This is a genomic window from Streptomyces sp. NPDC051315, from assembly GCF_044455165.1.
Lineage (GTDB): Bacteria > Actinomycetota > Actinomycetes > Streptomycetales > Streptomycetaceae > Streptomyces.
In genome coordinates, this window is sequence record NZ_JBITEN010000014.1 from 226,997 (window position 1) to 247,905 (window position 20,909).

Consider the following 20,909-nt stretch of genomic DNA (forward strand, 5'->3'; position numbering starts at 1 on the left):
CACCCGAAGGATACCGGGGCGTTTCTTGGAGGACATGAGAGCGGGCCCTGACGTTGCTGTCAGGGCCCACGCCCACTGGCTCCCGGGGAAGGATTCGAACCCTCATTCAACGGACCAAAACCGTTTGTCCTGCCCTTAGACGACCCGGGATCGCCCTTATGTCCGGTTCGATAGATCATCCGGACGGACAGCCCCTACTATGCCGTACCACCAGCCTTCGATGCGACGGTGTAGGTCGGCGCTTCGGAGGATGGCGACCCGGAGGCAACCGTAGTAGCCCTCGCCGACATTGGTTCGGTTGGTCTTGGGGCGGGCTGACGGGCCCCACCTCGATGCCCGCGGTGGTTTGCATCGTTGCTCGGGTGGCGTCGCGGCTCTCGACTGCACGCTGCACGTCGCGTCGTGCTGTTCCCGTATCGGAGCGTGGCCGTCCGGGCGCCGGTAGGTCACGCACCCAAAGCGACACCGAACTCTTCGAGCATCCCAGCTCTGCCTGGATCTGCTTGTACGTCCAGCCCTGCTGCCGCAGCTCCCGTGCCCTCTCGCGCAGCTCGTCCTTCGCTCGTGGCCGCTTCGCCCATTCCGGGGGCGGCTCGCCCTCGACGAGCCGCTGAAGGGTCTCCTTGTTGTGTACCTGAAGCTCGTCGCGGATCTGTCGGAGGCTGTGGCCGGCCCTCCTGAGGGCGATGGCCTGTTTCCTGAGGCTCTCGAAGTCGGCGTACTTGCCGTGGGAATGTGCCATGGGCATCCCGTCCGGCCGGAATCGGTGGCTCCGGAGTCGAACGGACTTGGTTCAGCAGTTCGAGGGATACCGGTGGGTTTCGGTGTTGTTCGGTTACGGGGTGTGGTGTGGGCCGGTCGTGGAAACTCGCCGGAAAAGCCGGGGCGGGCGCCCGTAGGCTGGAGGCATGACCACGACGGGGGAAGAGCACGCGACGGCTCGGGGAGGGCCGTTGTGGTGGGGCAGGCGCCGCAGCGCGGTGCTCGACTGGAGTCTCGCGGTGGTGTCCGCCGCGGAGTGTGCGGTGGAGGGGGTTCCGTTCGCGCGGGACGCGGGGATTCCGGTGCCGGCGGGGGTGGTCTTCGGGCTGCTCGCGGGGTCGGTGCTGGTGGTGCGCAGGCAGTGGCCCGTCGCCGTGGTGCTGGTGTCGATCGCGATCACGCCGGCGCAGATGGGTTTCCTCATGGGCATCGTGGGGCTGTACACGCTGGCGGCGTCCGAGTTGCCGCGCCGGATCATCGGGGCGCTGGCGGGGATGCAGCTGGTGGGGACGTTGATCGTGACGTTCGTGCGGGTGCGGCAGGACATGGTGCGGGGGGATCTGGATCTGGGGGACTGGTTCGTGCCGTTCGCGTCGATCGCGACCTCGTTGGGGCTGACGGCGCCGCCGGTGCTGCTCGGGCTGTATGTGGGGGCGCGGCGGCGGCTCATGGAGAGTCTGCGGGAGCGGGCCGACAGCTTGGAGCGGGAGTTGCAGCTGTTGGCGGAGCGGGCGGAGGAGCGGGCCGAGTGGGCGCGTAACGAGGAGCGGACGCGGATCGCGCGGGAGATGCATGACGTGGTGGCGCACCGGGTGAGCCTGATGGTGGTGCATGCGGCCGCGTTGCAGGCGGTGGCGCGGAAGGATCCGGAGAAGGCGGTGAGGAATGCCGCGCTGGTGGGGGACATGGGGCGGCAGGCGTTGACGGAGCTGCGGGAGATGTTGGGGGTGTTGCGGAGTGGGGACGGTGAGCGGCGGGCGTCGGTGTCGTCGGTGGCGGTGACGGAGGTGGTGGCGCGGGCCGTGGAGGAGGGTGAGGGGCCGTGTCTGTCGGAGTTGGACGAGTTGATCGGGCAGTCGGCGGCTGCGGGGATGGTGGTGGATCTGTCGGTGGAGGGGGAGGTGCGGGGGTATGCGCCGGAGATCGAGCAGACGGCGTACCGGGTGGTGCAGGAGGCGTTGACCAATGTGCACAAACATGCGGCGGGGGCGAAGACGCATGTGCGGTTGGCGCATCGGGTGGCGGAGATCGCGATGCAGGTGGAGAACGAGCCGCCGCCGGAGGTGGGGTCGGCGTCGTCGGCCGGGTTGCCGTCGGGGGGTAATGGGTTGCTGGGGATGAAGGAGCGGGTGGTGGCTCTGGGTGGGGTGTTCGTGTCGGGGCCGACGGATGCGGGTGGTTTTCGGGTGTCGGCGGTGATTCCGGCGGCGTAGGGGCCCGGGTCCGGTTCGGTCGGCGGTGGGGTCGGCCGGTGTTGAGTCGGGGGTGGGGCGGACCGGCGCTGATCAGCCGGCGGTGAGGCGGACGGGTTGGATGCCGGAGACGAGGGCGCCGAGGGCTTGGTCGATGTCGGGGCCGAGGTACCAGTCGCCGGTGTGGTCGAGGGCGTAGACGCGGCCTGCGGCGTCGATGGCGAGGAGGGCCTGGCTGTCGGTCTCGCCGCCGAGGGGGCTGACGTCGGTGTCGAGGGCGCGGCCGAGGTCGCCGAGGGTGCGGGCCATGTGGAGGCCGTGCAGGGGGTCGAGTTCGATGGCGACGGGGGCGATCTGGCGGCCGGGTCCGGTGGGGGTGATGCGCAGGCCGCCGAATTCGGCCCAGGCTTCGACGGCGGCGGGGAAGACGGCGTGTCGGTGACCGGCGGGGGAGGTGTGGTCGCGCAGGGTGTCGGCCCAGATCTCGGCTTGTTTGATGTCCCAGCGTCCGGGTTGCCAGCCGGCGGCGCGCAGGGCGGCGTCGACGGGTACGGGGAAGCGGGTGGTGGAGGTGCGGTCGGGGTGCATCTGCGCTTCGTTCGTCGAGGTCTTGGGCCGGCGGGGGCCGTCTTGTGGGTGGGTGTGGGGGGTCTGGGTGGGGCTTGGGGCGGGCCGGCTCAGCCGTCTGTCGCCGTGGGGTCGACGATGCGGACGCCGAAGTGGGCGCTGAGGGCGGTGCAGGCGCGGCAGGGGGCGGCGAAGCTGCCGTGGAGGGGGTCGCCGTCCTCGCGGATGCGTCGGGCGGTGAGTTTGGCCTGTTTGAGGGCTTTGCGGGCTTCGCCGTTGGTCATGGGTCTGCGGGCGGCGCGTTTGCTGCGGGCGGCGTCGACGGCGGCGATGTGGCGGGAGATCAGAAGTGCTTCGGCGCAGCGGCCGGTGAAGCGGTCGCGTTGGGCGCTGGTGAGGGTGTCGAGGAAGTCCTGGACGAGGGGGTGGAGTGTGGGGGGCTGGTCGGCGCGGGCGGCGGTGCCGGTGAGGGTGGCGCCGCGGACGGAGAGGGCGGCGGCGACGGTGGGGAGGATGCCGTCGCGGCGGTGGCGGAGGGTGGGTGCGTGGGGGGTGTCGTCGTGGCTCCAGCCGATGCGGGGGTCGCCGGAGCGGCTGGTGGTGTGTGGTCCCGTTTGGGTGGCGTTCATGATCGTCTTTCCCCTCCGTGCATCCCCCGGCCGTCACAGGGTGCCAAACGGCGTGGCGGGTGCGGAAGCTGGGGCGGTGCGACACGCCCGGGTCGGGGCGGGCTGTCACGGTGGGGTGACGGCTGGTCACCGAAGTGGAGGGCCGGTGACCGGTGTCGTCGTACCGCATAGGCTGTCGGCACCGCCTGGCGCGCGGTTGACGCGCGTGGGAGACCGTTGGAGACAGTCGCATACGGGACGTGGTGGCCGGAACCGGAAGCGGGGCCGGTGGCCGGGGTCCGTACAGAGTGCCGCAGGGGGCAACCGCCATGACGACAGGTCGGCTCGGGCAGCAAGCCGCGCCGCCGAACGCGGCCTACGCCGGGCAGGTCGTGCATTTCCCGGATCCGGTCCGGGCGGCGCGTCACCCGAGGGGGGTACGGGTCGACGAGCGGGGTTACCCCGACTTCTCGCCGTACGCGCGGGCGGCGGCGGAGATCGCGGAGCCGCCGGAGGGTTTCGGTGTCGACGAGTTGCGGCTGACGGACTATGTGTCGGCGAACGCGGCGCTCGCGGCGTCGGGGCACGCGTTGTGGGACACGGTGGGCCAGGTGGCGACTCCGCACGGCTGGACGTGGCATCACGTGGTGGGTTCGCGGCGGCTGGAGTTGGTGCCGGTCGAGGTGAAGGCGTTGTTGCGGCATCACGGTGGGATCGCGACGGCGGCGGTGGATCAGTCGAAGCGGGGGACGCGTCCGCTGCAGGAGACGCGTCCGGCGCATTTCGGGTTGCCGAAGTCGGGTGTGGCGGTGACGGAGTCGCAGGTGCAGGGGGTGGAGGAGGATCTCGGGTACCGGTTGCCGGGCGCGTACCGGTCGTTTTTGAAGGCGGCGGGTGGGTGTGCGCCGGTGGGCGCGGCGCTGGACGCGGAGTTGGGGCTGCTGGTGGACCAGCCGTTCTTCACGGTGCGGGACGAGGCGGCGGTCAACGACCTGGTGTACGTGAACAAGTGTCTGCGGGACCATCTGACCAAGGACTATCTGGGTGTCGGGTTCGTGCAGGGGGGTCTGCTGGCCGTGAAGGTGAAGGGCGAGCGGCTCGGTTCGGTGTGGTTCTGTGCGTACGACGACGCGCGGGACGTGGATCCGGCGTGGTCGCCGGCGGAGCGGGTGGAGCGTTTGTTGCTGCCGTGCGGTGACGATTTCGACGTGTTCCTGTCGCGTCTGGCGGGCCGGCCCCCGGAGTTGGAGACGGTGGCGAATCTGATGGTGGACGGTGGGTTCGCGCGGGCTGTGTCCGTGTCGTCCGTGGGCGTGGGGGAGTGATCGGGTGATGGTGACGTTCGCGCAGGCGCAGGAGCGCGGTGAAGAGTGGATCAATGGGGACGTTCCGGCGTACCAGCATCGTGAGGTGCGGGTGCGGGAGTTCGGGCTCGGGTTCGTGGTGTGGGCGGAGGACCGGGCGGAGGGGCCGCGTTCGGACGGGGGTGCGCAGCGGCTGGTGCTGGCCCGGGACGGCGGGGAGGTCTCGTTGTGGCCTTCGCTGCCGGTGGGTGAGGTGATCCGGCGGTACGAGGAGGAGTACGGGCGTCCGGAGGGTGAGGCGGCGGAGCCCGTGCCGGCGCCCGCGGCTCGGGTGGATCTGAATCAGACGTCGTTCCTGTTGACTCCGCCGGAGTGGTTGCAGGAGGCGGCGGACAAGTTGGGGATCGGGGAGCAGCGGGGGGAGGAGGCGGCCGCGGGGGCCGGGGCGGGTGCGGGTTCCGAGTCGGGTCCGGGTGCTGTGTCGGACGCCGTGCCCGGTTCGGGTGCTGTGTCGGACGCGGTTCCGGGGGGCCGTCCGGCTTCCTCCGGTGGGCCGGCCGGTGTCGGCGGCTCCGTGGCGCCTGATCCCTCGCTGCCTCGGACGCAGGCCGGGGTGCCTGTGGACGGTGCGGGCGCGGGTGCGTCGGCTCCGGTGACGCCCGCCGGGGCCACGCCCTGGGCGGGCACGGACACCAACGCCGATGCCGGTGAGGACCGTTCGGTGCCGCTGCCGGCGACGGTGTTCGCGCCGCCGTTGAGCGGCTCCGACGACGACGTGCCGCGCTCCGCCCCGTCCGACGCCAAGACGGCTCTGATCGCGGGCGGCAGTCAACTGCCGCCGACGGCGGTCTCACCGGCACTCGCCGACCCGAACGCGCCGGGTGCTGCGCCGGGTTCGCAGGGTGCGGGTGCGCCGGGGCACACGCCGCCGCCTCCGCCGGCCGCGCCGTCCTACGGCTACCCGCAGGGGCCCGGTGCGCCGGGTGGCCCGGGGACTCCGCCCCCGGGCGGCCCGCACGGCACCCCGCCTCCGCACGGCACTCCCGCGCCCGGGGCGTCCTCGTACGGCTCTCCGCAGGGGCCGGGCGCGCCGCAGGCCCCGGCGCCCGGTGCTCCGGGTGCCCCGGCGCGGCCGCTCGCGGCGAACGCCGGTGACATCGCCGACGCCGCGACCAGCAAGGCGGCGCCGCCTCCGCGTCGTGCGCGGGGTGGTGGAGCGACTCCGCCGCCTCCGCCGGGTGCGCCGGGTGCGCCGGGCGCGCGGCCGGGTGCCACGCCTCCGCCGCCGTCCGCGCCCTCCGGCTCGGGTATCCCGGCGGGCGGCTATGTGCCCACGCAACTCGTGTCGGCGCTCGATCCCGAGGGCCTGGCGGGGCCGGGTGCTCCCGGCGCTCCGGGTGCTCCGGGTGGGACCAACCCGCCCGCCCCGCCGAACGCTCCCGGTGGCACGCCGCCGGGTGGGGTCCACCACGCCGCCACCATGCTGGCCGACCCCGGACGGATGGGCCCGGGGGGCGGCGCGCCGCCGCAGCCGCCGGCCGCCCCAAGTGTGCCGCACGCGCCTGGCGTGCCGGGTGCCCCCGGTGCTCCGGGTGTGCCGAACGCGCCCGCCCCGCCGCACGCTCCCGCCGGTACGCCGCCGGGTGGGGTCCATCACGCCGCCACGATGCTGGCCGGCCCCGGCACGCCCCCGCCGCCGCGCGCCCCGGGCGTTCCTGGGATGCCTCCGGGAGCCCCGGGGATGCCTCCGGGCGCGCCGCAGCCGATGCCTCCGGGTGGGATGCCGCCCGGAGGGATGCCCCCGGGCGGGATGCCTCCGGGTGCGGTGCCGCCGCCGGGCGCGCCCGTCCCGGGGCAGCCGCAGGCGTACGGGTATCCGCAGCAGGGGCAGCCGACGGTCGGCCCCGGTTACCAGGCGGTCCTGCGCTACCGCGCGCAGGACGGTTCGGAGCAGCAGCTGATCCGGCGGTCGGCGCCGGGGACGCCGCATCCGGAGTGGCAGATCTTCCACGAGCTGCGGGCGATGAACGTGCCGCCGGACCAGGTGCTGGAGCTGCACACCGAGCTGGAGTCGTGCGAGCTGCCGGGTGCCTACTGTGCGCGGATGATCCGGGAGCAGTGGCCGCAGGCGCGCATCACGAGCATCGCGCCGTACGGCACGGATCACGCGAGCCGGCAGCAGGGGATGCAGCAACTGCTGGCGCACCAGGGTGAGTTGCACCAGGTCGCCGACGGCCCGGCGCGCCCCGCGCCGGTGCGGGCGCCGTTGCCGCCGGTGCAGTCGGCGCCGCCGGTTCCGCCGGAGGCGATCGGGCAGGAGCTGGCGGCGGCGTTCGGGCCGGGCCTGTTCCGGTTCGAGCAGGCGGCGGTGTCCCGGCAGGGTGTGCCGCCGGTCGTGGCGCACACGCTGGTGGTGGCGGGTCTGCCGATGGACATGGGGCCGTTCTTCTGGGCGCAGGCCCAGCCGGGGCGGCCGGTGCCGACGCTGGCGGAGCTGGCGGCCGAGCGGGGTGTGCAGCCGGCGCCGGACGCGGGCTCGTACCTCGTCATGGGCAGCGACTTCGGCAAGGCGATCTGTGTGCAGTACGGGTCGGCGAACATCGTCGCCGTGCCGGTCGAGGCGGGACCGGGTGGTGTGTCCGTGCCGCCGCAGTTCGTGAACACCGGTCTGCCGGAGTTCGCGCGCTGCCTGGCGCTGCTCGGGCGGATGTGGCGGCTGAGGTTCGGACTGAACCAGGAGCAGGCCGGCCGGTGGACGGTCGACTTCCAGGCGCAGTTGGCCGCGTTGGACCCGGCGGCGCTCGGTTCGCCGGAGAGCTGGTGGTCGGTGCTGCTGGAGCAGATGTGGGACGGCCTGCTGTGAGGCGTCCGCGTCGCTGACGCCGTGGGGTGGGGGCCGGGCCCGGTCGTGTGACCGGGCCCGGCCCTTTTGTGTGCGGAACTGCCGCGCTTTTTGTCCGGAGTGTCGCGTTATGAACAGTTAAGCCCGATACATCAAGATATGCGGGAAATCATTATTTCGCGTCTGTCTGGTGGAGAGGGGTTGCAGGATGAGCAGCGCAAAGGTGTCACCGCAGGGATTCGAGACCGTGCGCGGGCGCGGCTACCGGCCCAAAGAAGTCGAGGCGTACACCTCCGCGCTCTCCGCCGAGCGCGACGCGGCCTGGGAGCGGGTCGCCCGGCTCACCGTGCTCGTCAAGGAGATGATGGTGGAGGCCGAGCGGCTGCGGGAGGCCATGACCGGGCTCGCACCGCAGACGTACGACAGCCTCGGGGAGCGTGCGCGCAGCGTCTTCCAGCTCGTGCAGGAAGAGGCGGCGGAGGTGGTCGAGAACGCCCGGCGTGAAGCTCAGGAGCATGTTGCGCAGGCCGAGGCGTGCGCTCTTGTCGTGCGCCGGGGAGCGCAGGAACAGGCGGACGCCCTCCGTGCGCAGGCCAAGGAGCAGACCCGGTTGCGGCTGCTGGCCGCGCGTGCCGAGGCGCACGGGATCCGGGTCGGTGCCCGGCGCAAGGTGAAGGAGTTCCGCGGCGAGGCGCTCACGGCGCTGCGCGAGGTGCGGCAGCGCACCGCGGCCATGCTCGTCGAACCGAAGAAGGAGTACGCCGAGCGGCTGGCCGCGCAGGAGCGCGAGGCCGCCGAACGGGCCGCCGCCTTCGACGCGCAGCACGCCCGGGCGGTCGCCCGCGCCGAGGAGGCGCTCGCCGAGGCGCAGCGGGAGTTCGCCGAGGCCGAGGAGGCCTCCCGCCGCCGTCAGGAGGAGGCGAACGCGCGTGCCACCGAGATCCTCGCCGAGGCCCGTCTGCGCAAGGACCGCGTCGAGCGCGAGACCGAGCGGGTGCTGCGCGAGCACGGCGAGCGGTGGGACCAGGTGCAGGCGCACATGGACTCCGTACGCAGCAACCTGAGCGCGCTCACCGGGCGGCGTGTGGTCGAGTAGCGGGCCGCCGCGTCCTCGGCTCCGACGCGTCACCGTCCTTGCGCCGGCCCCGCCCCCTCCTCAGCTCTCCCCCGGTACCGCCCGGTCCCTTGCTGAGCTCTCCCTCCGTACCGCCCCCCGTCCCTTTTCTCAGCTCTCCCTCCGTACCGCCCCCGCCAGGATCCACCCCTCCACCGCCTCGTACCGGCGCCGTTGTTCCTCCGCCTTGCGGCGGCCGGAGGCGACCGTCCCCAGCCAGCCGAGGGCGAATCCGAGGGGGATCGTGACGAGGCCGGTGGTGGTGAACGGGAACCAGTTGAAGTCGGCGTCGGGGAACGCGGCGGCGGGCGAGCCGGAGACCAGGTTGGTGCCCGGCATGAGCAGGAGCACGGACAGGGTGCCGCCGATGAGGGTGCTGAGCAGGCCCGTTCGGGTGTAGCGACGCCAGAAGAGGCTGTAGACGAGGGCGGGGGCCAGTGCCGAGGCGCCGAGGCAGAAGGAGAGGGTGACCAGCGGCTGGAGGCTGCGGTGCTGGACCTGGACGGCCAGCAGGATCGTCGGGACGCCGACGGCCAGGGCGGACAGGCGGGCCAGCAGCATCTCGCGGCGCGGGGACGTCTCGCGCGCGCGGGTGGCGAAGACGTCGTGGGCGAGGGAGTTGGCGCAGGCGAGGATCATGCCGGCGACCGAGGCCAGGACGGTGAGGAAGACCGCCGTCGTGACGGTGGTGAACAGCAGCGTCTCGGCCGTGGAGATGTCGGGGCCGAACGCGGCCCGGGAGCCGAGCAGATAGGCGGTGTTGCCCTGCGGGTCGGCCCCGGCGATCACCGCGCGGCCGATCAGGGCCGTGGCACCGAACCCGACGACCGTCATCACCAGCACGAACAGGGCCACGCCCGACACCGCCCAGGACATCGAGCGGCGCACCTGGCGGGCGGAGGACGCGGTGTACATGCGCATGGTGATGTGCGGCAGGCACGCGCCGCCGAGCACCACCGCGAGCTGGGAGCTGATCATGTCGAGGCCGGGGTACGGACCGGAGGAGAACTGCAGGCCCGAGTGGAGGAAGGCGTCGCCGACCCCGCTGCCCTCGGCCGCCGCGTCGAAGAGGGCGCCCGGGTTCCAGTCGAAGCGGTGCAGGACCAGGACGGCGACGACGGCGCCGGAGCCGAGCAGCATCACGATCTTCAAAATCTGGATGAGGGCGGTGCCCTTCATGCCGCCGATGGCCGCGTAGCTGATCATCAGCACGCCCATGCCGACCATGCAGGCCGTCTTGAGCGAGTCACCGGAGAACCCCAGCAGGAACGCCAGGAGCTGGCCGGTGCCCGCGAGCTGGACCAGCATCATCGGCAGGAGCGCGGCGATCGTCACCGCGCACGACGTGATGCGCACCGCGCGCCCGGGCATGCGCCGGGCGAGGGCGTCGCCCATGGTGAACCGGCCCGCGTTGCGCAGGGGTTCGGCCAGCAGGAACATCAGCAGCATCAGCGACAGGGCCGTGCTCAGGGCGAGGACGACGCCGTCGTGGCCGTACAGGGCGATCACGCCGCCGGTGCCCAGGACGGTGGCCGCGGAGATGTAGTCGCCGGCGACGGCGAGACCGTTGCGCAGCGGCGACAGGGAGCGGTAGCCGGTGTAGAACTCGTCGAGGTCGTCGCGGTCGGGGCCCGTCATCACACACAGCAGCAGGGTGATGGTGACGGCCGCGGTGAACGCGACGAGGGACATCGTCTGGGCGTCGCCGCTGAGTTCGGTGAGGGGTGCGGCCGCCCGCACGATCGTGTCGGTCGTCATCGCGCCGCCCCCTCGTGCCGGGCCGCGCGCCTGGCGTCGAGTTCGGACTGCTTGCGGATGCGGCCGGCGAGCGGATCGACATGGCGGCGGGCGGTGTGCTCGTACAAGGTGATGGCCAGCCAGGTGACGGGGAGTTGGACCAGGGCGAGGAGCAGGCCGACGGGGAGGCCGACGGCGACCCGGTGGGTCATCAGGGACGGGGCGAAGGCGGACAGCACCAGGAAGAGGACGAAGTAGCCGAGCGCGGTGAGCGTGGCGACGCGTCGCTGGCGGCGGTAGGCGCCGCGCAGGATCCGCAGGTCGCTGTGGTGGCCCGACGGCGGGTGGGGGGACGGTGGCCGGCGGGCCGGCTCGGGCGCCGCGGGCGGCGGCTGCCAGGGGTACGTCGGGTGGGGCGGGGGCGGGTCGTGGAACATCCCGGCTCCTTGCGTGGCTCGGGTCCATGGCGGCGGACCGCAGGGAGGTGGGGGGTGCGAGCCACGCACGTTACCGGGGAGTACGTCATTGCGCGAGGGTTTCACCGAACTGATCGGTCGGTTCACGCTTTCCGCGCGGAACCGTTACTGACCTGGGCTGTTACCCGCGTTAACCCTCGTGTCCCGCCGCTGTGCGGCGAGTCCGCCGGTGCGCCTTGTTACCGCGCGTCCCCGTTCCCGTGTGCCCCGTCTTCGCGCGCCCCCGCCTGCGCGCCCCGTCTCGGCGTGCCCCCTGCCCCTGCTCCTGTTCGGTCGTGAGTCCGTGGTTTCCGTTCGCCTGACCGGCCTCGAGTCCGTACCCCCCGCTCGCTGACCGGCCCTGAGACCCGTAACCCCGTTCGTGGCACCCACCCTGGCCGCACTCGCCTGCCGTGCCCGGAGTCCGTGACCCCGTTCCTTCTCAGTCGTCCGGATTCCCCAGTACCGGGAAGCGGCGCGGGGCCACGCAGAGCAGGACCAGGAAGGCCAGCGCGGCGGCGCAGGACGCGCCCAGGTAGACGGCGTGCACGGCGTCCGCGACGGCGTGCCGGGTCGCTTCGGGCGCCGGCCCGGCGTCGAGGGCGCGGGTGACGGAGTCGAGGTCGCCCGCGCCGCCCAGGCGGGCGGCCAGGACACCGTTGGCGACGGCGCCGAAGACGGAGGCGCCCACCGTCTGGCCCGTCTGACGGCAGAAGAGGACGGACGCCGTCGTGGTGCCGCGCTCCGACCAGCCCACCGTGGACTGCACGCCCACGAGCAGCGGCAGCTGGAACAGGCCCAGCGTCGCGCCGAGCACAAGCATCAGCACCGTCGGTTGCCAGGCCTGCCCGGGATACGGCAGGAACGGGAACGCCAGCAGCACCAGCGTGGCCGCGCCGATGCCGAGCAGCGCGGTGTCGCGGAAGCCGATGCGCCGGTAGACGTGCTGACTCAGGGCTGCCGACAACGGCCAGCTCAGCGTCCACACCGACAGGACGAACCCGGCGGTCACCGGATCCAGCCCCAGCACCGCCTGCGCGTACGTCGGCAGGAACACCGTGGGGGCCACCATCACCAGCCCCAGCGCGCCCAGCGCGAGGTTGACCGCCGCGATCGTACGGCGCCGCCAGACCCAGCCCGGGATGATGGGCTGCGCGGCCCGGCGTTCGATGACGACGACGAGGGCGGCCAGGGCGAGACCCGCCGCGAACAGGGCGAGCGACGGCGCCGACCGCCACGGCCAGGCCACCCCGCCCTGCACCAGCGCGGTCAGCAGCACCCCACCGCACGCGAACACCGCCAGCGCGCCCGCCCAGTCGACACCGGCACCCGCGCGGGCCGGCGACGCGCCGGCCGACTCCCGTTCCGCCGACTCCCGTTTCGTCGACTCCCTTTCCGGCTCGTGCAGGTGACGTACGATCAGCCACAGCGCCACCGCCCCTATGGGCAGGTTGACCAGGAAGATCCAGCGCCAGTCCGCGTACGCCGCCAGCACACCGCCCACACCCGGGCCCGCCACCGCGGACACCGCCCACACCGTCGACAGCTTCGACTGGATCTTCGGGCGCTCCCGCAGCGGGTAGAGGTCGGCGGCGAGCGTCTGCACGGTGCCCTGCAGCGCCCCGCCGCCCAGGCCCTGCACGATGCGGAACGCGATCAGCGCGCCCATGTTCCAGGCGAGGGCGCACAGCAGCGAGCCGAGCAGGAACACGACCGTGCCGGCCACCAGGACCGGCTTGCGGCCGAAGGTGTCGGAGAGCTTGCCGTAGACGGGCAGGGTGACCGTCACGGCGAGCAGATAACCGGAGAACAGCCAGGAGAAGACGGAGAACCCGCCGAGGTCGCCGACGATCTGCGGGACGGCCGTGGAGACGATGGTGGAGTCGAGGGCGGCCAGCGCCATGGACAGCATGAGCGCGGCCACGACCGCCCCCCGCCTCCTGGTGGCCGTGCCCGGTGCGGTGTGCCGTGTCGCCGGTCGCGCGTCGCCCACCCGAGGTCCTCCCCGCGGTTCCCGTGCCCCTTGCAGCTATCTGCCGTGCACAGCTTCCCACTTGACCCTGACGCGGCGGCAGGGTGGAGCCTGAAGGGGCGGGAGGGGCGAGCCGACCCCGAGACCCGCTCCCCCCGGCGGTGGACAGCCCCTAGGGGTACCTACGTACTACGGCGGGGGGAGGGTTCGTACCGCCGGAGGAGGAGACGGGCGCGGTCCTGTCCTTAGCCTGGCTTTATGCCGTCGGGGGGCGGCCAACCCCACGGCCGGGGGGTGGGGTTAACCCCCGGCCAAGACGGGCCCGAGCACCAGCGCGCCCGACCTGGTCCCGCCGACAGACTGAGCGTCGTCACCAGGAACACCGGCACGGAACCACCCGCACTTGGCACACCCGCACCAGGGACGAGTGCATCTCGACTGTTGACCGACTTAGGAGAATCACCGTGACTTCGGCTGTAACCATTCCCAGGCACGGGGGCACTGGAGGGCGTACGGCCGTTGCCGCGCGGGCGCGGCAGGTCGTCAAGGCGTACGGGTCCGGGGAGACCCGCGTCGTCGCCCTGGACCACGTCGACGTGGACATCGCCCGCGGTCAGTTCACCGCGATCATGGGCCCCTCGGGGTCCGGCAAGTCCACGCTGATGCACTGCCTCGCCGGGCTCGACACCGTCACGTCCGGGCAGATCTACCTGGACGAGACCGAGATCACCGGGCTGAAGGACAAGAAGCTCACCCAGCTGCGCCGGGACCGGATCGGCTTCATCTTTCAGGCGTTCAACCTGCTGCCGACGCTGAACGCGCTCGAGAACATCACCCTGCCCATGGACATCGCCGGACGGAAGCCGGACAAGGCGTGGCTGGACCGGGTCGTGGAGACCGTCGGGCTCGCCGGGCGGCTCAAGCACCGCCCCACTCAGCTCTCCGGCGGCCAGCAGCAGCGCGTGGCCGTGGCGCGCGCCCTCGCCGCCCGCCCCGAGATCATTTTCGGTGACGAGCCGACCGGAAACCTCGACTCGCGCGCGGGTGCCGAGGTGCTGGGCTTCCTGCGCCGCTCCGTGGACGAGCTGGGCCAGACGATCGTCATGGTCACCCACGACCCGGTGGCGGCCTCCTACGCCGACCGCGTGCTCTACCTCGCCGACGGCCGGATCGTCGACGAGATGTTCAAGCCGACCGCCGAGACCGTCCTGGACCGCATGAAGGACTTCGACGCGCGGGGGCGGACGTCATGAGCGTCATGAAGACGTCGATGCGCAACTTCTTCGCGCACAAGGGACGCATGGCCCTGTCGGCCGTGGCGGTCCTGCTGTCGGTGGCCTTCGTCTGCGGGACGCTGGTGTTCACCGACACGATGAACACCACCTTCGACAAGCTGTTCGCGGCCACCTCCTCCGATGTGACGGTGAGCGCGAAGGGCGCCTCGGACACCGGGGAGACCACCTCCGGCAACGGCAAGCCGCCGGTCATGCCGGCCGGTGTGCTCGGCACGGTCCGTGAGGCCGACGGCGTGAAGTCGGCGGAGGGGACCGTCTTCTCGACCTCGGTGACCGTCGTCGACGCCGACAAGGACAACCTCTCGCCCTCCAGCGGCGCCCCGACCATCGTCGGCAGCTGGAACGCCAACGACGCCCGCACCATGAAGATCACCGAAGGCGCGGCGCCCAAGAACGCCGACCAGGTCATGGTCGACGCGGACACCGCCGACAAGCACCACCTGAAGCTCGGCGACGAGATCTCCGTGATCAGCGCGGTCGGCACGCACACCGCCAAGGTCTCCGGCGTCGCCGCCTTCCAGGTCACCAACCCCGGCGCCGCCATCTTCTACCTCGACACGCGGACAGCGCAGCAGACCCTGGTCGGCGAGGCGGACGTCTACACGAACGTCAACGTCATGGCCGCGGCCGGGGTGAGCGAAGCGCAGCTGAAGAAGAACGTCGTGGCCGCCCTCGGCGGTGACTACAAGGTGCAGACCGCCAAGGAGACCGCCGACGCCAACCAGAAGGAGGTCGGCGAGTTCCTGAACGTGATGAAGTACGCGATGCTCGGCTTCGCCGGGATCGCCTTCCTCGTCGGCATCTTCCTGATCATCAACACCTTCTCCATGCTGGTCGCGCAGCGCACCCGCGAGATCGGCCTGATGCGGGCCATCGGCTCCAGCCGCAGGCAGGTCAACCGCTCGGTCCTGGCCGAGGCGCTGCTCCTCGGCGTCGTCGGCTCGCTCCTCGGTATCGGCGCCGGCGTCGGCATCGCCGTCGGCCTGATGAAGCTCATGGGCATGACCGGCATGAAGCTCTCCACCGACGACCTCACGGTGGCCTGGACGACACCGGTGATCGGCATGGTCCTCGGCGTGGTCGTCACCGTCCTCGCCGCCTACCTGCCCGCCCGCCGCGCCGGCAAGGTCTCCCCGATGGCCGCCCTGCGCGATGCCGGGGCCCCCGCCGACGCCAGGGCCGGCCGGCTCCGCGCCCTGCTCGGCTCGGTCCTCACCGCCGCCGGCGTCTACGGCCTCTACCTGGCCACCGCCGCCGACAAGGCGAGCGAGGGTTCCCTCTGGCTGGGCCTGGGCGTGGTGCTCACCCTGATCGGCTTCGTCGTCATCGGCCCGGTGCTCGCCGGCGGCGTGGTCCGCGTCCTGGGCGCCGTCCTGCTGCGGGCCTTCGGCCCGGTCGGCCGGATGGCGGAGCGCAACGCCCTGCGCAACCCCCGCCGTACGGGCGCCACGGGTGCCGCCCTGATGATCGGCCTCGCCCTGGTGGCCTGCCTGTCGGTGGTCGGCTCCTCCATGGTGGCCTCGGCGACCGACCAGCTCGACAAGTCCGTCGGCACCGACTTCATCGTGCAGAACGACAACGGACAGCCGCTGACCCCGCAGGCCGTCCAGGCGGTGAAGAAGACGCCGGGCCTGGAGCGGGTCACCGAGTACAAGCTCCTCGACGCGGACCTGACCACCCCCGACGGCAAGACGTCCAAGGGCGAGACGCTCAACGCCACCGACGCCACGTACGTGAAGGACCTGCGCACCGAGACGGTCGCCGGCGACCTGGCCGACGCCTACCGGCCCGACTCGATGTCCGTCTTCGAGGGCTTCGCCAAGGAGCACGGCCTGAAGGTCGGCTCGAAGGTCGACGTCGCCCTCAAGGACGGCAGGACGGCCTCCCTCACCGTCCGCGCCATCACCAGCGACGACGTGGTCATCGACAAGGGCGCGATGTACGTGTCGATCGCGACCGTCGCCAGGTACGTGCCGGCGGAGAAGATGCCGCTGGACGCGATGGTGCTGGCCGCGGCGAAGGAGGGGCAGCAGGACGCCGCCTACACGTCGCTGAAGTCCGCGCTGCACGACTACCCGCAGTACACCGTCCGCGACCAGACCGACTACAAGCAGGCGCTGAAGGACCAGATCGGCCAGATGCTCAACCTCATCTACGGCCTGCTGGCACTCGCGATCATCGTCGCGGTCCTGGGCGTGGTGAACACCCTGGCCCTGTCGGTGGTGGAGCGCACCCGGGAGATCGGCCTGATGCGGGCCATCGGCCTCTCGCGCCGCCAGCTGCGCCGCATGATCCGCATGGAGTCGGTCGTCATCGCCCTGTTCGGCGCCCTCCTCGGCCTCGGCCTGGGCATGGGCTGGGGTGCGACCGCCCAGCAGCTCCTCGCCATGGAGGGACTGAAGGTCCTCGACATCCCCTGGCCGACGATCGTGGGCGTGTTCATCGCCTCGGCCTTCGTGGGCCTGTTCGCGGCCCTGGTGCCGGCGTTCCGGGCGGGCCGGATGAACGTCCTGAACGCGATCGCCACGGACTGACCTCCGGTCGGGCAAGCCGGCGCCGAGGAGCCACGGGGGGCTCCTCGGCGCCGGCTTCCGTGTGAGCCCGGGCAGTCGCAGCCCGTCCGGCGTTCGAGGACGAGCCCCGTTCATGGCCGACAGCGGGGGTCCCGTTCAGGGCCGACAGCGGGGGCCCGGGGCGCAGCCCTCAGGTTCGGGACGGGACAGCGGGGGTCCGGGGGGCGCAACCCCCAAGTTCGGGAGGGGCAGGGGGTTGGCGGGGCGGTGGGCCCCGGGTTCGGGACGGGAAGGGGCGCCGGGGACGAGAACACCCCACGTTGTCCACAGCCCCCAGCAGACCGCCCCGCCCCGTCGTACCCTGGACACCCCCGGCCCGTGACACGCGTCGGGCCCTTCGCGTTGCCCACCCACCCCACAGCCCGAACCCCCCAGCCCGCACCCCCTCGGACCCCCGGACGGAAAACCCCCTCCATGAGCCTGCACGGTCTGCTCGACGCCGTAGTCAAGGACACCGCCCTCGCGGAAGCGATCCCGGCCGCCGCGGACGGCAACCGCATGCACGTCGACCTGGTCGGCCCCCCGGCGGCCCGCGCCTTCTCGATCGCCGCCCTGGCCCGCGGGACCGGCCGCCCGGTCCTGGCGGTGACGGCGACCGGCCGCGAGGCCGAGGACCTGGCCGCGGGCCTGCGCTCCCTGCTGCCCCCGGACGGCGTCGTGGAGTACCCCTCCTGGGAGACCCTCCCGCACGAGCGCCTCAGCCCCCGCAGTGACACCGTCGGCCGCCGTCTCGCGGTCCTGCGCCGCCTGGCCCACCCCAGCCCCGACGACCCCGAGACCGGCCCGGTCTCCGTCGTCGTGGCCCCCGTGCGCTCCGTCCTGCAACCGCAGGTCAAGGGCCTCGGCGACCTGGAGCCGGTGGCCCTGCGATCCGGCCAGACCGCCGACCTGAACGAGATCGTCGAAGCCCTCGCCGCCGCCGCGTACGCGCGCGTGGAACTGGTCGAGAAGCGCGGCGAGTTCGCCGTGCGCGGCGGCATCCTGGACGTGTTCCCGCCCACCGAGGAACACCCCCTGCGCATCGAGTTCTGGGGCGACGACGTCGAGGAGATCCGCTACTTCAAGGTCGCCGACCAGCGCTCCCTCGAAGTCGCCGAACACGGCCTGTGGGCACCCCCCTGCCGCGAACTCCTCCTCACGGACGACGTCCGGGCACGCGCGCGTGACCTCGCCGAGCAGCACCCCGAACTGGGCGAGCTGCTCGGGAGGATCGCCGAGGGCATCGCCGTGGAGGGCATGGAGTCGCTGGCACCGGTGCTGGTGGACGACATGGAGCTGCTGCTCGACGTGCTGCCCAAGGGCGCGATGGCCGTCGTCTGCGATCCGGAACGGGTCCGCACCCGTGCCGCCGACCTCGTCGCCACGAGCCAGGAGTTCCTCCAGGCGTCCTGGGCGGCCACGGCGGGCGGCGGCGAGGCGCCCATCGACGTCGGCGCGGCCTCCCTGTGGTCCATCGCGGACGTGCGGGACCGCGCCCGCGAGCTGGACATGATGTGGTGGTCGGTGTCGCCGTTCGCCGCCGACCTGGAACTGGAGGCGGACACCCTCCAGCTCGGCATGCGCGCGCCCGAGACGTACCGCGGCGACACGGCGAAGGCGCTCGCCGACACCAAGGGCTGGCTGGCCGACGGCTGGCGTGTCGTCTTCGTCACCGAGGGCCACGGCACGGCGGCCCGCACCGTCGAGGTGCTGGGCGGCGAGGGCGTCGCGGCCCGCCTGGACGCCGACCTGGCCGAGCTGTCCCCCTCGATCGTCCACGTCTCCTGCGGCTCGATCGACTACGGCTTCGTCGACCCGGCGCTCAAGCTCGCCGTCCTGACGGAGACCGACCTGTCCGGGCAGAAGGCGGCCGGCAAGGACGGCGCCCGCATGCCCGCGCGCCGCAGGAAGACCATCGACCCGCTCACCCTGGAGGCGGGCGACTACATCGTCCACGAGCAGCACGGCGTGGGCCGCTACATCGAGATGGTGCAGCGGACCGTGCAGGGCGCCACCCGCGAGTACCTCGTCGTGGAGTACGCGCCCGCCAAGCGCGGCCAGCCCGGCGACCGCCTCTACATCCCCACCGACCAGCTGGAGCAGATCACCAAGTACGTCGGCGGCGAGGCACCCACCCTGCACCGGCTGGGCGGCGCGGACTGGACGAAGACCAAGGCGCGCGCGAAGAAGGCCGTCAAGGAGATCGCGGCCGACCTGATCAAGCTGTACAGCGCCCGGATGGCGGCCCCCGGACACGCGTTCGGCGCCGACACCCCCTGGCAGCGGGAGCTGGAGGACGCCTTCCCCTACGCGGAGACCCCCGACCAGCTCACCACCATCGCCGAGGTCAAGGACGACATGGAGAAGTCGGTCCCCATGGACCGGCTGATCTGCGGCGACGTGGGCTACGGCAAGACGGAGATCGCGGTCCGCGCCGCCTTCAAGGCCGTCCAGGACGGCAAGCAGGTCGCGGTGCTGGTGCCCACCACGCTGCTGGTGCAGCAGCACTTCGGCACGTTCAGCGAGCGGTACGCGCAGTTCCCGGTGAACGTGAGGGCCCTGTCGCGCTTCCAGACCGACACGGAGGCGAAGGCGGTCCTGGAGGGCCTGCGCGAGGGCTCCGTGGACGTCGTCATCGGCACCCACCGCCTGTTCTCCTCGGAGACCAAGTTCAAGGACCTGGGCCTGGTCATCGTCGACGAGGAGCAGCGCTTCGGCGTCGAGCACAAGGAGCAGCTGAAGAAGCTGCGCGCCAACGTCGACGTGCTGACGATGTCCGCCACGCCGATCCCGCGCACCCTGGAGATGGCGGTCACCGGCATCCGCGAGATGTCGACGATCACCACCCCGCCCGAGGAGCGCCACCCGGTGCTCACCTTCGTCGGCCCGTACGAGGAGAAGCAGATCGGCGCCGCCATCCGCCGCGAACTGCTGCGTGAGGGCCAGGTCTTCTACATCCACAACCGGGTCGAGTCGATCGACCGCGCGGCGGCCCGCCTGCGGGAGATCGTCCCCGAGGCGCGGATCGCGACCGCCCACGGCCAGATGTCGGAGGCGGCGCTGGAGCAGGTCGTCGTCGACTTCTGGGAGAAGCGGTTCGACGTGCTGGTCTCGACGACCATCGTCGAGTCCGGCATCGACATCTCCAACGCCAACACCCTGGTCGTGGAGCGCGGCGACACCTTCGGCCTCTCCCAGCTGCACCAGCTGCGCGGCCGCGTCGGCCGTGGCCGCGAGCGGGGCTACGCGTACTTCCTGTACCCGCCGGAGAAGCCGCTGACGGAGACCGCCCACGAGCGTCTCGCCACCATCGCCCAGCACACCGAGATGGGCGCGGGCATGTACGTGGCGATGAAGGACCTGGAGATCCGCGGCGCGGGCAACCTGCTCGGCGGCGAGCAGTCCGGCCACATCGCGGGCGTCGGCTTCGACCTGTACGTACGCATGGTCGGCGAGGCCGTCGCCGACTACCGGCGCCAGCTGGAGACCGGCGGGATCGAGGAGGAACCGCCCCTCGAGGTCAAGATCGAGCTGCCCGTCGACGCGCACGTCCCGCACGACTACGCCCCCGGCGAGCGGCTGCGCCTGCAGGCCTACCGCGCCATCGCCTCGGCCAACTCCGAGGAGGACGTCAAGGCCGTACGCGAGGAGCTCGTCGACCGCTACGGCAAGCTGCCCGAGCCGGTGGAGAACCTGCTGCTGGTGGCCGGCCTGCGGATGCTCGCGCGCGCCTGCGGCGTCGGCGAGATCGTCCTGCAGGGCACCAACATCCGCTTCGCGCCGGTCGAGTTGCGCGAGTCGCAGGAGCTGCGGCTGAAGCGGCTCTACCCCGGCACTGTCATCAAGCCGGCCGCCCATCAGATCCTCGTTCCCCGCCCGAAGACCGCGAAGGTCGGCGGCAAGCCGTTGGTCGGGCGGGACCTGCTGGGCTGGGTCGGCGAGTTCCTGACGTCGGTGCTGGGGTCGTAGGACCAGGGAGCCGGACCGGCCGCCGGAGCCGGGCGGTGCCGGCTCCGGCGGGGCACCGGCCGGCCTTGCCCGCCGGTGGCCTCCTTGCCCCCGCCCGCGTGAACGCGAAGGCGCGCGCGGGCGGTTGGCCGTGTGTCGTGGACGCGGGACCGTCCGCGGGGCGACCGGCGGTGTGTCGTGGACGCGGATCCGCGCGCGGACGGTTGCCCACGCGTCGCCGACGCGGAGCCGCCCGCGGCCGGCCGCCGGTTGCCCGCTGCAGGACCTCCCGTCGCCCCCCGCGCGCCCCCCGCCTACGGTGTACCGGAGCCCGACAGGGG

13 protein-coding genes and 1 tRNA gene are annotated in these 20,909 nt (G+C 72.4%); 7 read left to right on the forward strand and 7 right to left on the reverse strand.

Translation table 11 applies throughout. The features are described from left to right. Positions 1–76: 76 nt before the first annotated feature. Both ACIBBD_RS26240 and ACIBBD_RS26245 read right to left on the reverse strand, forming a co-directional pair. Positions 77–150, reverse strand: a tRNA-Gln gene (locus ACIBBD_RS26240). Between the two features lie 25 nt (positions 151–175). After that, positions 176–748: a helix-turn-helix domain-containing protein gene (locus ACIBBD_RS26245; RefSeq protein WP_399421994.1), complete on the reverse strand. Its 573-nt coding sequence runs from the start codon at positions 746–748 to the stop codon at positions 176–178. A gap of 160 nt (positions 749–908) precedes the next feature. On the opposite strand from ACIBBD_RS26245, the gene ACIBBD_RS26250 reads away from it, so the two are divergent. Continuing rightward, positions 909–2,195 carry a sensor histidine kinase gene (locus ACIBBD_RS26250; protein WP_399421995.1) on the forward strand — a complete coding sequence of 429 codons (1,287 nt, stop codon included), beginning with the start codon at positions 909–911 and terminating at the stop codon, positions 2,193–2,195. Between the two features lie 72 nt (positions 2,196–2,267). Here ACIBBD_RS26250 and ACIBBD_RS26255 read toward each other — a convergent pair whose 3' ends face one another. After that, positions 2,268–2,762, reverse strand: coding sequence for an SUKH-3 domain-containing protein (locus ACIBBD_RS26255; RefSeq protein ID WP_399421996.1), 495 nt, complete (start codon positions 2,760–2,762; stop codon positions 2,268–2,270). Between the two features lie 89 nt (positions 2,763–2,851). Next, the gene (locus ACIBBD_RS26260) at positions 2,852–3,370 is read right to left on the reverse strand and encodes a YwqJ-related putative deaminase (RefSeq protein WP_399421997.1); all 519 of its coding nucleotides are present in this window, start codon (positions 3,368–3,370) and stop codon (positions 2,852–2,854) included. Between the two features lie 308 nt (positions 3,371–3,678). Here ACIBBD_RS26260 and ACIBBD_RS26265 point away from each other — a divergent pair, with 308 nt between their 5' ends. The 3 genes from ACIBBD_RS26265 to ACIBBD_RS26275 all read left to right on the forward strand — a co-directional run bounded on the left by ACIBBD_RS26265 (position 3,679) and on the right by ACIBBD_RS26275 (position 8,591). Next, entirely contained in the window at positions 3,679–4,674 is a 996-nt protein-coding gene (locus ACIBBD_RS26265) for an SMI1/KNR4 family protein (protein WP_399421998.1), read from the forward strand. A gap of 7 nt (positions 4,675–4,681) precedes the next feature. Beyond that, entirely contained in the window at positions 4,682–7,516 is a 2,835-nt protein-coding gene (locus tag ACIBBD_RS26270; protein WP_399421999.1) for an SUKH-4 family immunity protein, read from the forward strand. 187 nt (positions 7,517–7,703) lie between these two features. Then, complete coding sequence (locus tag ACIBBD_RS26275) at positions 7,704–8,591, forward strand: cellulose-binding protein (protein WP_399422000.1); 888 nt, start codon at positions 7,704–7,706, stop codon at positions 8,589–8,591. 129 nt (positions 8,592–8,720) lie between these two features. Here ACIBBD_RS26275 and ACIBBD_RS26280 read toward each other — a convergent pair whose 3' ends face one another. The 3 genes from ACIBBD_RS26280 to ACIBBD_RS26290 form a co-directional block, all read right to left on the reverse strand. Next, positions 8,721–10,367, reverse strand: coding sequence for a cation acetate symporter (locus ACIBBD_RS26280; RefSeq protein WP_399422001.1), 1,647 nt, complete (start codon positions 10,365–10,367; stop codon positions 8,721–8,723). After that, positions 10,364–10,783 (reverse strand): DUF485 domain-containing protein, encoded by a 420-nt coding sequence (locus ACIBBD_RS26285; RefSeq protein WP_399422003.1) that lies wholly within the window; start codon positions 10,781–10,783, stop codon positions 10,364–10,366. The genes ACIBBD_RS26280 and ACIBBD_RS26285 overlap by 4 nt, the downstream gene beginning before the upstream one ends. A 460-nt stretch (positions 10,784–11,243) precedes the next feature. After that, positions 11,244–12,794 (reverse strand): MFS transporter, encoded by a 1,551-nt coding sequence (locus ACIBBD_RS26290; protein ID WP_399422004.1) that lies wholly within the window; start codon positions 12,792–12,794, stop codon positions 11,244–11,246. Positions 12,795–13,237: 443 nt separating this feature from the next. Here ACIBBD_RS26290 and ACIBBD_RS26295 point away from each other — a divergent pair, with 443 nt between their 5' ends. From ACIBBD_RS26295 to mfd, 3 genes are all read left to right on the forward strand, one after another. Beyond that, entirely contained in the window at positions 13,238–14,026 is a 789-nt protein-coding gene (locus ACIBBD_RS26295) for an ABC transporter ATP-binding protein (RefSeq protein ID WP_399422005.1), read from the forward strand. After that, positions 14,023–16,602, forward strand: a complete 2,580-nt coding sequence (locus ACIBBD_RS26300) for an ABC transporter permease (RefSeq protein ID WP_399422006.1) — start codon at positions 14,023–14,025, stop codon at positions 16,600–16,602. Before ACIBBD_RS26295 ends, ACIBBD_RS26300 begins: the two co-directional genes overlap by 4 nt. A 453-nt stretch (positions 16,603–17,055) precedes the next feature. Then, positions 17,056–20,589, forward strand: a complete 3,534-nt coding sequence (gene mfd, locus ACIBBD_RS26305) for a transcription-repair coupling factor (protein ID WP_399422007.1) — start codon at positions 17,056–17,058, stop codon at positions 20,587–20,589. Positions 20,590–20,909 lie beyond the last annotated feature (320 nt).

What these genes read in the sequence shown, in the direction of transcription:
- ACIBBD_RS26245 (WP_399421994.1), bottom strand. Translation starts at nt 748, where the DNA reads ATGCCCATGGCACATTCCCACGGCAAGTACGCCGACTTCGAGAGCCTC.
- ACIBBD_RS26250 (WP_399421995.1), top strand. Translation starts at nt 909, where the DNA reads ATGACCACGACGGGGGAAGAGCACGCGACGGCTCGGGGAGGGCCGTTG.
- ACIBBD_RS26255 (WP_399421996.1), bottom strand. Translation starts at nt 2,762, where the DNA reads ATGCACCCCGACCGCACCTCCACCACCCGCTTCCCCGTACCCGTCGAC.
- ACIBBD_RS26260 (WP_399421997.1), bottom strand. Translation starts at nt 3,370, where the DNA reads ATGAACGCCACCCAAACGGGACCACACACCACCAGCCGCTCCGGCGAC.
- ACIBBD_RS26265 (WP_399421998.1), top strand. Translation starts at nt 3,679, where the DNA reads ATGACGACAGGTCGGCTCGGGCAGCAAGCCGCGCCGCCGAACGCGGCC.
- ACIBBD_RS26270 (WP_399421999.1), top strand. Translation starts at nt 4,682, where the DNA reads ATGGTGACGTTCGCGCAGGCGCAGGAGCGCGGTGAAGAGTGGATCAAT.
- ACIBBD_RS26275 (WP_399422000.1), top strand. Translation starts at nt 7,704, where the DNA reads ATGAGCAGCGCAAAGGTGTCACCGCAGGGATTCGAGACCGTGCGCGGG.
- ACIBBD_RS26280 (WP_399422001.1), bottom strand. Translation starts at nt 10,367, where the DNA reads ATGACGACCGACACGATCGTGCGGGCGGCCGCACCCCTCACCGAACTC.
- ACIBBD_RS26285 (WP_399422003.1), bottom strand. Translation starts at nt 10,783, where the DNA reads ATGTTCCACGACCCGCCCCCGCCCCACCCGACGTACCCCTGGCAGCCG.
- ACIBBD_RS26300 (WP_399422006.1), top strand. Translation starts at nt 14,023, where the DNA reads ATGAGCGTCATGAAGACGTCGATGCGCAACTTCTTCGCGCACAAGGGA.
- mfd (WP_399422007.1), top strand. Translation starts at nt 17,056, where the DNA reads ATGAGCCTGCACGGTCTGCTCGACGCCGTAGTCAAGGACACCGCCCTC.